General features: G+C 68.3%; 12 protein-coding genes. 6 read left to right on the top strand and 6 right to left on the bottom strand.

Annotated elements, in window-relative coordinates; translation table 11 throughout:
• The 4 genes from AXK60_RS09870 to AXK60_RS09860 form a co-directional block, all read left to right on the top strand.
• The coding region (locus tag AXK60_RS09870) for a transposase (protein WP_068982519.1) at positions 1-301 on the top strand (301 nt) is incomplete at its 5' end.
• A 348-nt stretch (positions 302-649) separates the two neighbouring features.
• Positions 650-952: a hypothetical protein gene (locus tag AXK60_RS26350; RefSeq protein WP_139057859.1), complete on the top strand. Its 303-nt coding sequence runs from the start codon at positions 650-652 to the stop codon at positions 950-952.
• Between the two features lie 67 nt (positions 953-1,019).
• Positions 1,020-1,823, top strand: a complete 804-nt coding sequence (locus AXK60_RS09865; protein ID WP_139057858.1) for a DUF1266 domain-containing protein — start codon at positions 1,020-1,022, stop codon at positions 1,821-1,823.
• Between the two features lie 149 nt (positions 1,824-1,972).
• Positions 1,973-3,310, top strand: coding sequence for a hypothetical protein (locus AXK60_RS09860; protein ID WP_139057857.1), 1,338 nt, complete (start codon positions 1,973-1,975; stop codon positions 3,308-3,310).
• 249 nt (positions 3,311-3,559) lie between these two features.
• Here AXK60_RS09860 and AXK60_RS09855 read toward each other — a convergent pair whose 3' ends face one another.
• The 5 genes from AXK60_RS09855 to AXK60_RS09835 all read right to left on the bottom strand — a co-directional run bounded on the left by AXK60_RS09855 (position 3,560) and on the right by AXK60_RS09835 (position 8,612).
• Positions 3,560-4,819, bottom strand: a complete 1,260-nt coding sequence (locus tag AXK60_RS09855) for a fatty acid desaturase family protein (RefSeq protein WP_068570978.1) — start codon at positions 4,817-4,819, stop codon at positions 3,560-3,562.
• Positions 4,820-4,938: 119 nt separating this feature from the next.
• Positions 4,939-6,084, bottom strand: coding sequence for a ferredoxin reductase (locus AXK60_RS09850; protein WP_068570977.1), 1,146 nt, complete (start codon positions 6,082-6,084; stop codon positions 4,939-4,941).
• 105 nt (positions 6,085-6,189) lie between these two features.
• Positions 6,190-6,624, bottom strand: a complete 435-nt coding sequence (locus AXK60_RS09845; RefSeq protein ID WP_068570976.1) for an META domain-containing protein — start codon at positions 6,622-6,624, stop codon at positions 6,190-6,192.
• A gap of 62 nt (positions 6,625-6,686) precedes the next feature.
• The gene (locus AXK60_RS09840) at positions 6,687-7,208 is read right to left on the bottom strand and encodes a DUF6912 family protein (protein WP_068570975.1); all 522 of its coding nucleotides are present in this window, start codon (positions 7,206-7,208) and stop codon (positions 6,687-6,689) included.
• Complete coding sequence (locus AXK60_RS09835) at positions 7,209-8,612, bottom strand: WS/DGAT/MGAT family O-acyltransferase (protein WP_068570974.1); 1,404 nt, start codon at positions 8,610-8,612, stop codon at positions 7,209-7,211.
• Between the two features lie 105 nt (positions 8,613-8,717).
• Between AXK60_RS09835 and AXK60_RS09830 the strand changes: the two genes are divergently transcribed.
• Complete coding sequence (locus tag AXK60_RS09830; protein WP_068570973.1) at positions 8,718-9,281, top strand: Rv3235 family protein; 564 nt, start codon at positions 8,718-8,720, stop codon at positions 9,279-9,281.
• Positions 9,282-9,347: 66 nt separating this feature from the next.
• The gene (locus AXK60_RS09825; protein WP_068570972.1) at positions 9,348-10,028 is read left to right on the top strand and encodes a lysophospholipid acyltransferase family protein; all 681 of its coding nucleotides are present in this window, start codon (positions 9,348-9,350) and stop codon (positions 10,026-10,028) included.
• A 158-nt stretch (positions 10,029-10,186) separates the two neighbouring features.
• Here AXK60_RS09825 and AXK60_RS09820 read toward each other — a convergent pair.
• A partial coding sequence (locus AXK60_RS09820) for a beta/alpha barrel domain-containing protein (RefSeq protein ID WP_483368394.1) occupies positions 10,187-10,648 on the bottom strand: 462 nt, incomplete at its 5' end.

The raw sequence follows: 10,648 nt of genomic DNA, 5'->3' as shown, positions 1-10,648 counted from the left end.
CGCATTGAAGGACACCGGCCTGCGGAACCTCCCCCTGCACCGGTTCGCGAAGAACCGGATCTGGACCGCGATCGCCGCGCTGGCTGCCGACCTCATAGCCTGGACCCAAATGCTCGCCCTGACCAGCCATGATGCCCGCCGGTGGGAACCCAAACGACTGCGCCACCGACTCTTCTGCATCGCCGGATCCATCGCCCGGCACGCCCGCCGCACCCGCCTGCACCTCGCCGCGACAGCCCCCGACACCGGCCTGCTGATCGCCGGCCTACAGCGCCTGAACCGGATGCGAGCACCCACATGACCGACACGACTTCCTTGACAATCCGATCACGAAACACCCCCACGGGACAGTGGAACCCGACGCCACCCGACGCAACACCGGGCCGCATCACCATGCCCACGAACGAAACCCTCACTCGAGGACACCAATCCGAAACCGATCAGGAGGGGACGACCACCTCACGAAAGATCGAGGCTAGCGCGGCCGCGTGCGAGAGTAAGCTTGTGGCCAGCATGATGTCACAAAGAACTACGAACAGCGCAGAACAAGCGGGGCTTAACCTAAGGTTAAGTCCCCGCCAGTACATTTCCACGCATAACATTCCCAGAGCAGCAACAGGCGATCAGGCTAGTTCGACAAGGTACGGCGATGACAACAAACCTCATGAAACCCGATTTCAGGCTCGACGGCGTGAAAGTGGCGACAGGCTTCGGCGAGAACTTCCTGCCCGTGCCACCCGGTATTCATCGAGTCGAGGTCGCCGGACAGGCGCAACTCGATGTCGAGGTGGCACCAGGTCAGGTCATCGACGTGTACTGCGCACCCGGATCGACAATTCTCAACAAGGGACTTCTGGGACCTTCGACGCAGGAGCGTCCGGGCCTGGGATTATTCATAGCCATAATGACCGTCGCCATTGTTGCCACGCTCGTGATATTCGCGTTCCTGTGACCCAATAGCCGTCGGCCTGACGTATGCCCGAACCGTCAATGTACGCCCCCAGATCCAGGAGGTTGCTGTGGACAAGGCGAGTGAGTCAGTACCCGTGCCGTACACGGTGGTGAACGCGGACCCAGATGTGAGTTTCACATGGCGCGGGACGGGCATGCCGCGATGGGCTGTGCGCGATCTGGCGGTGGGAGCGGCCATGGCGTGGAATTGGAACTCGCCGCACGACAGCCTGGCGTTCCTCAACGGCACGGGGTTACCCGCCGAACAGGAGACCCGTTCGATGCTTGAGTCCGCATGGGGAGTGACGTCCCCGAATGAGGCACACCGGACGCTCAATCAATTACTCGCTGCTGAGATGCACGTGCCCGTACTCGACACGCTCGCTGGGCTGTATCGGGTGGGCGGCGACGTCGAGCCTCGGCAACTGCTACAGAAATTCGTTCCCGGTTTGTTGGACGGGCACCGCACTCACCTGCAGCTACTGGAGATCACCGACCGGCGCGGTCCAGGCTCCCTTCCACCGCTCCCGGGCGACCTTTCCGCGTGGGACCTCTCGCGAGCTGTGTTCATTGCGCAAGCGGCGTTCACTGCAGGTTACATCGACGATGAGAGTGCATGGTCGGCCGTGCGCACCGCCGCCGACACCTCACGGGCGCGTTATGGCAACTGGTACCAACTGGGTGCGGCTTACCTGTATGGCCGAGCAATGTGGGCGAGCGACGAGCTCAAGCCAGGGGCGACCGAACTCACTTCCGAAGCCCGCGAGTATCTCATCAACAGCGTCGTTGTGATCAGCGGTCTCCTCACCCACCCAGACAGCCCGTGGACCCGACTCCCCCTGCACGACACTGTTCGCGAGGAGCACAGATGATCCTCGGGGAACTTCGATTCAGTGTCCAGATCGTGCGATGGGACGCCCACACGATCTACATTTCCGACGCCGCCGTCGAGAAGAAGGCAGCCCGGAAGAACCGGCCCGCACCCGCCCCCACGACGATCGAGTTCACACAGATCGCCTGGGTGAACATCACCGCCCCGCGGGGGATCAAACCGGGCTGGATCGAATTCGGCCGGTACGGAACCACGCCCGTGACCGGTAGCCTCGATGCGGCCGGATCAGACAGGTGCGTGCAGTTCGGCACCGCGCACACGGTCGCGGTCCAGCAACTCGACGCCACCGTCCGCGCGACACTAGCTGCGATGACCACCACTGCACCGAGCGAGCGGGAATGGGTTTTCCGATTCCACGACCAGGACGTGCGGATGTCCGTCACTGCTATCACCGCGAACCGCCCACTCGGGCGCCAGCTGGCGGTGGACTGGAGCGCGATCGGCGCGGTTCTCCGCGACCCGGAGAGCGACGAGCTCGTGATCGAGTACGAAGATCAGAACGGGCCGAGGCTGCTGGTACTCGACCGGCCGGCGCCGCGAGGTGCGACGGCGCAGGCCCTTGAGGTGGCGCGTGATCGTGCTCCGAACGCCGACCCAGCGGCCGAACTCTTCCGGCTCAGCCAGGGCCAGGTGGTCCTGCACGAGAATCGGTTCGTGGTGGAGCGGTTCGCGCTGACCGCGCTGGGCGCGCCGGCGCGGATGCATGTACAGCTGTCCGAAGTGGCGGACCTGGCGCGTCCCTTGCCGGGGCGGGCCACCACGGTCGACATCATTCCCACCTCCGCGGTCGCGCCCGGGACCGTCCCGCAGGCCGACGACAGCGTGCGGCAGCTCGTCATTTCGGATCGGCATCTCGAATTCGCGAACGATCGGGAGGCGGACCGGTTCATCGCCGCCGTGACCACCCGCCTGCGCACCAGGCCGATCAACGTCGACGAGATTGCGGCACTTCTCGTGGCGAGCCGAGTGCCGCATCCCCCTCTGCCGACCTGGGACCAGCTTTGTAGCGCGAGCTACGGGCTCGAAGTGGGAGCGATCGGCTTCGTCGACGGCCGTCTGCTGTTCATCAACCCGCATTCAACGGTCGCCCTGGTGCGCGAGTGGGACCTGCGCACCATGGTCAGCGCACGGGCTTTCGTATTCGGCGAGGGCGTCGCCAGTACCGGACGGGTCGAACTCCGCCTCCTCACCGAGCGCAGCTCGATCAACCGACTCTCCGGCGCCGACGCGGTGCAACTCGCCGACCTCCTTCTCGCCACACACCCGCCAGCGCGATGGGTTGGCCCAATTGGGGTACGGCAGGATGCCGCCGCACGGGCCGCGGCCGCCTTCCATCGCGGCATCGTAGACCTCGAGCAGGGACGTTCGTTCGCACCGCAACTCATCGAGACCCTCGACCACGAACTCATGACCGCGCTCAACCCGCGCAGTGAGGACCCGCTTCACCTGCGTCCGGCAAGCGAGTGACTCGCATGCATGCTTGTGCGGCAACATCAGGGACCGTTACGAGCTCGACCTATCGGCCCGTCTGTATCGGAATGATCGCACTGCTGCGCTCCAGTGGGTGGGTGGGTGGCAGCGCACGAGATCGAGTCGATCCTCTAGCGGCATCACAGACCTGGAACGAGATCCCGGAGTGGCGAATGCCACGTACAAGTACACGTATCCACGCGGTATAGACGATTCCCCGCGTGTCGTGCGCTCCGGCCGGACCCGTCAGGCGCGGCGGCGACGCCGGGCGTGCACCGCGGCGCGGGCGGCCTTGAGGCCGAACCGGCGGCCGGTGGCCGCGTCGACCCGCGGCTCCGCGAACTCGGTGCCCGCGAACATCGCCTCCGAGGCGGTCTCCGGGGCGTCGTCGGCGGTGTCGCGCAGGTATTTGTCGGGCAGCGACAGCTTGGCGATGGTCCGCCAGGACTTGTAATACTGCACGTGCAGCGGCCCGATCGTGTACGGCAGGTCGTACTTCTCGCACAGCGCGCGCACACGGACGCCGATCTCCGAGAGCCGGTTCGACGGCAGATCGGGGAACAGGTGGTGCTCGATCTGGTAGCTGAGGTTGCCCGAGAGGAAGTCGACGACGGGGCCGCCGGACAGGTTCGCGCTGCCGAGCATCTGGCGCAGGTACCACTGCGCCTGCGTCTCGTTGTCGACGTCCTGCTTGGTGAACTTCTCGGCCCCGTCGGGGAAATGGCCGCAGAAGATGACCGCGTTGGTCCAGACGTTCCGGATCACGTTGGCGGTGATCGTCGCGGTCAGCGCCTTACGCCAGCCGCGAGCACCGCCGAAGGGCACGCCGACGAGCGGAGCCGCGACGTAGTCCTTGAGCACCTGGCGGCCGATCTTGCGGCCCACGTCCGAGGCGTCCGCCTTGAAGCCCTCGCGGTCGAACCACGACTTCTTCCACTTGGTGGCCGCGCGGCCGAGCTCGAGGTGCTGGATCGCCACGCCATACTCGAAGAGCAGCATGAGGATCGTGTTGTAGACGAGGTTGCCCGAGTTGAACGGGGTCCACGGCTGATCGCGCGTGACGCGCAGCGTCTTGTAGCCCACGTCGTCGTCCATGTCGAGGACGTTCGTGTACTTGTGGTGCACGTAGTTGTGGGTGTGCTTCCACAGGCGCGAAGTGCCGGCGTTGTCCCACTCCCACGTGGTCGAGTGGATCTCCGGATCGTTCATCCAGTCCCACTGCCCGTGCATGATGTTGTGCCCGAGCTCCATGTTCTCGATGATCTTCGCAAGACCGAGCGAGACCGCCGAACCCCACCAGAAGCCGCGCTTGTGCGCACCCAGGAGCATCGCCCGGCCGGCCACCTCGAGCCCGCGCTGCGCGGCGATGGTGCGCCGCAGGTACTGCACGTCGGTCTCGCCGCGGACGGCCTCGATGTCGCGCCGGATCGCATCCAGCTCCGCCCCCAGAGTCTCGACGTCGGCCTCGGTGAGGTGCGCGTACTCGGGGATGTCGGTGATCGCCATGCGGGCCGCCCTTCATTGGTCGGTCGGTGTCGTCTCTAACCTACGCAACCGTAAGTTACGGGCGCGTAGGCTGTCAACGGATGTGACCGAACCGCAGGTCGGACGTCCCGGCCCGAGGGCTAGACGTCCAGCGTGCAGTCCCCGACCGCAACGGAGATGCAGGTCTGAATCCGCTCGCCCTCCGTGTGCAGGTCGCCGCTGCGCAGGTCGCGGACCTGACCGTCGGCGAGCTGCACCACGCAGGTCTGGCAGATGCCCATGCGACAGCCGAAGGGCATCTGGACGCCCGCGGCCTCGCCGGCCTCCAGAAGCGTGGTGGCACCGTCGACATCGGTGGTCCTGCCGGCCTTGAGGAAGGTGACCTCGCCGCCGCTCGCCGAGACATCGGCGCGCTCGACGGTGAACCGCTCCTGGTGCAGCCGCGACTCGATGCCGCGGTCCTTCCAGCCCTTCTCCATGTCGTTGAGGAACACGCCGGGGCCGCAGATCCACGTCTGCCGCTCCTGCCAGTCGGGCACGACCTCACCGATGTTGGCGGGCGTCAGACGGCCGGCGTCACGGGTGTAGCGCAGCTGCACGGAGACGTTGTCGTGGTTCGCGTCGAAGGCCTCGAGCTCGTCGCGGAACAGCGTCGCATCGGCGTTCGGGGCGGAGTGCACGGCCACGATGTCGGTGGAGGCGGGGATGCCGCGCCGCTCGAGCGTGCGGAGCATCGCCATGACGGGCGTGATGCCGCTGCCCGCGGTGAGGAACAGAACTTTGGGCGGCAGGGGGTTCGGGAGCGTGAAGTCGCCCGACGGTGCCTGCAGCCGCACGATCGTGCCCTCGGAGACACCCGAGACGAGGTGGTTCGACAGGAAGCCCTCGTTCATCGCCTTGACGGTGATCGAGACCTCGCGCGGCCCACGGCCCTGCCCCATGTCCGGCACGGAGGTCAGGGAGTACGAGCGCCACGTCCACTTGCCGTCGACGAGCACGCCGATGCCGACGTACTGCCCGGCCTCGTACTTGGTGTTGAAACCCCAGCCGGTCTCGATCGTGAGGGTGACCGACTCGTCCGTCTCCTGCTCGACCCGCACGATCTTGCCGCGCAGCTCGCGTGCCGACCACAGCGGGTTGATCAGATGCAGGTAGTCGTCCGGGAGCAGCGGGGTGGTCAGTCGCGCCACGGCGCCGCGCACCAGATTGGTGCGGGGGTGCTCGGCGGACACGTCCTTGGCCGGGGACTCGAGCCAGTCACGGAGGGCGCGGAAACGGTTGCTCATGCCCTGAGCCTACGGTGCCGTAGGTAGTTGGGACAATTTCTTCCGGGTTGTCCCATCAGGGTGTGACGCGGTGCGGCCGCCCCGCCGGCAGCCGTGACGGCGCGACTAGCGCTTCGACGGTGCCGCGGCGACGAAGTCCCAGTAGGCGCGCGGACCGTCGGACACGCGGAGCCGGTCCCCCGTGACCCGGACCGTGCGCTCGCCGGTGAAGGCCGCGCGGAACTGCGCGCTCGCGCCGGGTCGGATGCACGCCCGCATCGTCGACACCATGCCACTGAAGGTCACCGTCTCACCTCTGACCACGGTCGTCATCCCGAAGACATTGCAGCCGTCGTTCCCGCCGCCGCCGGCGCCCTTGATACTGAAGAAGGCCGGGGCGCCGGCGTACTTCATCGGCGCGGTCCGCGCGAAGCCGCTCGCCTCGAACCGCCACTGGGTGCCGACCAGCGGCACCGGAGCCGCGGACGCCACCTGCGCCGAGGCGAGGACACCGGCCCCCACCAGGAGAGCCGCCGCGAACCGGGCACCGCGCACCGTCATAGCTCCACCGTAACCCGGCGCGTCAGCGGTGGGCCACCCCCGGACCCAGCAGGTCCGGCGAGTCAGAGCAGTTCGAGGAGGAAGGGCAGTTCCTGCGTCGCGTACCAGGCGAGGTCGTGGTCCTCGGCGTCGCCGACGGCGAGCTCGGCGTCCTCGTCGCCCAGGTCCGCGGCATCCACGACCTGCGCGGCGCGGGTGACGGCGTCCTCGGCGTCGGACACGTCCACGTGCACGGCGACGACGTTCTTCAGGACGATCGGCTCGGTCACCTTGAGCACCGCGTCGTCGAGATCCGGGCGCTCCTTCGCGGCGGGGACGTCGGCGGTGATGACCACACGCCGGACCGGATCCGGTTCCGCGCCATCGGTTTCCGGCGCACCGTCGACCGCGAGCAACCGCAGGGAGGCGCGCGCCGCGTGCCGCATCGCCGCCTCGGCGAGCTCCTCGTCGTCGCCGGAGGTGTACGCCTCGCGCAGCGCCGGCGTCACCCCGAAGACGGTGCCGCCCAACGGGAACAGCTCACCGTCGCGCTGCAGGACCTGCAGCCCGGCGAGGGTGCTGGGCACGTACACACGGACCGACATCTACTCCCCCTTCGCGGACGCGGCGAGCTCGTCGCGCGCCTCGTACAGGAACTCCGTCATCGAGTTCACGTCCCACATGCCGTCGCGGTCGGCGTTGAGGCCGATGTAGACGGTGCCGTTGTACGACGTGATGCCGATGGACACCACCTGATTGGCGATGAGCGGCGGCACCGGGTACACCTGCTGCACCTCGATGCCCGCCAGGTACACCGGCGCCTGCGGCCCCGGCGCGTTGGTGACCAGGATGTTGAACGACCGCGGCGAGACGCTCATCGCCGTGCGCGCGCCGAGGGCGTGCAGCGTGGGCGGCGTGAAGCCGCCGCTCGCCGCGAGCGCCCGGGCGGCCACCTGCCGGTTCCTGTCGACCTGGGCCGCCGCGCCGTGCGCGATCTGCCGCATCCGGACCACCGCGTTGCCCTCCGCGACCGGCAGTCGGACGATGTACGCGCGCACCTGCTCCCCGACGCCCAGGCCCACGTCGTCGACGGCGATCGGCTCCAGCACCCGCACCTCGGTGCCGGCGCTGATCGGCTCGCCCCGCGAGATCAGCCACGTCCGCAGGCCGCCGGCCACGACCGACAACAGCAGGTCGTTGACCGTGCAGCCGTACGCGGCGCGCAGCCGCCGGAACTCGTCGAGGTCCATCCGCGCGACCGCGAACCGCCGGCTCCGGGAGATCGGCACGTTGAGCGAGCGGACCGGTGTCACGGCGGTGCGGGCACGCACCAGCGACGACGCGCGCTCGATCACGTTGGCCGCGTCCTCCTGCAGACCCGTGATCGACTCGGCGACCTCGCCGACGACGCCCTGGATCATGGCGGCGGTGTGCTTCGGCCGGGAGAGCATGTCGATGACGGCGCCCATCACGAGCTCGCCGTCGCTCGGCTCGTGCTGACCCATCCACAGGTCCTCGGGCGGCTGCGGCGTGTGCGGGGTGTCGGTGAGCAGCAACTGCATCAGGTCGACATTGGCGCGGCCGTCGACCAGCGCCAGGTGGGTCTTGGTGAACACCGCCAGCCGGTCGTCGGCGACGCCCTCGATGAGGTAGACCTCCCACAGCGGGCGCTCGCGGTCCAGTGGGCGCGAGTTCAGGCGGGCGACGAGATCGTGCAGCTGATCGTCGCTGCCCGGCTGCGGCAGCGCGGAGACCCGCACGTGGTAGGTGATGTCGAAATCGCGGTCCTCGATCCAGACCGGCCGGGCGATGCCCAGCGGCACCGTCCGGACCTTCTGCCGGTACCGCGGCACCTCGGCGAGGCGCTCCTCGATGGTGTCGAGCAACCGCTCGTAGTCCAGGCCCTCCTCGGGCCGCCGCAGGATCACCAGCGACCCGACGTGGGTGGGGGTCGTGGAATTCTCCAACGCATAGAACTCCGCGTCGGACTGGCCGAGCCTGCCCTTCACTGCACCTCCCCAGGGTCGATCTTCGGCGCCAGCATACGGGATGGGCGGCGACGAGCCCGTTCGAGTACGAGGGATCCGAACGGCTTCCTGATGCGTCTAATGAGTATGGGGGCGATCAATCTCACGGCCGGCGGGACGGGGTCCTGCGCGCCGTCGTCGAGGGAACAGGGCTTCGTCGTGCTGCGCGCGCCGGCCGCCGAGCCGGTGGCGCAGCCGTTGACACGCACGCGGTCCGCACCGACCGCACCGCCGGTCCCGGCACCGTCGAGGCCCGGACCGCCCGCGCCGACGGCCCTGCCCGGGCCCGTGGCCGCCGTCCACCCCGACGCGCACCGGTTCGTGCTCTCGACGCTGCGCCCGGTCTTCGAGGTGCTCGACCGGCGGCGGCCGGCCAAGCACCTGACGGCGATCGCCTCGACCACCGTCGTCGACGTGCTCCGCACGCTCGCCGACCACGGTCCGGCGGGGACCGTGTCCGGCTGGGGCGACGTGCACGTCGGCACGCCCCGGGCGCTCCCCCCGCGCACCCGGCCCCGCGCCGGCGATCCCGACGTGGGCGCCGAGATCTTCCTCACCTACAGCCGCGGGGACCGCGTCCTCGCGGCGGCGGGCAGGGTCGAGGCCACGGCCGGACGGTGGCGGTGGGTCGCGTTCACGACCGCGGCATGAGCACCGCCGGGGGTTGATTCCGCCAATCGCGGACGTCCGGGCCCGCGGGGCGGTACACAATGGGGCATGTCGCTGAGTTCCCTGCGCGCCGCGTTCCGTTACCGAGTCGCCCGCCACCTGCTGATCGGACCGGCCCTGTGGGCCTGGGGTCGCCCCGAATACACCGGGCTGGACAACATTCCGCGTACCGGGCCGGTGATCCTGGCCGCCAACCACCTCGCGATCTCGGACTCGTTCTACGTGGTGCAGAGCGCCCGGCGCCCGGTGATGTTCCTGGCCAAGGCCGACTACTTCACCCAACCCGGGCTCAAGGGGAAGTTCAAGAAGGTCTTCTTCTCCGGCATGGGGCAGATCCCCGTCGACCGGCGCGGCGGCTCCGTGTCCGCACCCGCGCTCGAGGCGGCGACCGGGATCGTCGAGGGCGGCGGTGCGTGGGGCATCCATCCCGAGGGAACCCGCTCCCCCGACGGTCGCCTGTACAAGGGCAAGACCGGCGCCGTGCGCGTCGCGCTGGCCACCGGCACGCCGATCGTGCCCATCGCGCTGGGCCGCACGGATCACCGCACGCTGAAGAACTTCTGGAAGAGCCGGGTCACCGTCGACGTGCTGCCTCCGCTCGACCTCAGCGACGCGAGCCCGGACGACCAGGAGTCGATCCGCCGCGCCACCGACCGGATGATGGACGCCATCGGTGCCCGCACCGGTCAGGTCAGGGTGCCCGAGTACGCCAAGAAGGGCGGCAAGTAGCTATCGGAACCCCCAGCAGCACCCGCCGCCGGGGAACTCGCCCCAGACTAAACGCGGGCGATTCACTCGGTGACGTAGTTGTGTAGATGGAGGGTCAGCGCGGCGATTGGCCGTGCTAGCCGTGGGACCTCGCTGCGCTGCCCCTCCACCTCCACGCACTAATGGAACTGGCCCTCTTCGGTCGAGCCCTTGAGCGCGGTGGTCGAGCTCTCCGAGTCGACGGTGGTGGCGATGCGGTCGAAGTAACCGGCGCCGACCTCGCGCTGGTGCTTCGTGGCGGTGTAACCGCGCTCCTCGGCAGCGAACTCGCGCTCCTGCAGGTCGACGTAGGCCGACATCTGGTTGCGGGCATAGCCGTGCGCCAGGTCGAACATCGAGTAGTTGAGGGCGTGGAAGCCGGCCAGCGTGATGAACTGGAAGGTGAAGCCCATGGCACCCAGCTCGTTCTGGAACTTCGCGATGGTCGCGTCATCCAGGTGCTGCTTCCAGTTGAACGACGGCGAGCAGTTGTACGCCAGCAGCTGGTCCGGGAAGTCGGCCTTGACGGCCTCGGCGAACTTCTTGGCGAGCTCGAGATCGGGCTTGCCGGTCTCCATCCAGATCATGTCGGCGTAGGGCGC

It is taken from the genome of Tsukamurella pseudospumae (assembly GCF_001575195.1).
Taxonomy (GTDB): domain Bacteria; phylum Actinomycetota; class Actinomycetes; order Mycobacteriales; family Mycobacteriaceae; genus Tsukamurella; species Tsukamurella pseudospumae.
The sequence above is the reverse complement of the archived record's forward strand: the minus strand, read 5'-3'. Positions and strand labels throughout refer to the sequence as shown.

What these genes read in the sequence shown, in the direction of transcription:
- AXK60_RS26350 (WP_139057859.1), top strand. Translation starts at nt 650, where the DNA reads ATGACAACAAACCTCATGAAACCCGATTTCAGGCTCGACGGCGTGAAA.
- AXK60_RS09855 (WP_068570978.1), bottom strand. Translation starts at nt 4,819, where the DNA reads ATGGCGATCACCGACATCCCCGAGTACGCGCACCTCACCGAGGCCGAC.
- AXK60_RS09850 (WP_068570977.1), bottom strand. Translation starts at nt 6,084, where the DNA reads ATGAGCAACCGTTTCCGCGCCCTCCGTGACTGGCTCGAGTCCCCGGCC.
- AXK60_RS09845 (WP_068570976.1), bottom strand. Translation starts at nt 6,624, where the DNA reads ATGACGGTGCGCGGTGCCCGGTTCGCGGCGGCTCTCCTGGTGGGGGCC.
- AXK60_RS09840 (WP_068570975.1), bottom strand. Translation starts at nt 7,208, where the DNA reads ATGTCGGTCCGTGTGTACGTGCCCAGCACCCTCGCCGGGCTGCAGGTC.
- AXK60_RS09830 (WP_068570973.1), top strand. Translation starts at nt 8,718, where the DNA reads ATGGGGGCGATCAATCTCACGGCCGGCGGGACGGGGTCCTGCGCGCCG.
- AXK60_RS09825 (WP_068570972.1), top strand. Translation starts at nt 9,348, where the DNA reads ATGTCGCTGAGTTCCCTGCGCGCCGCGTTCCGTTACCGAGTCGCCCGC.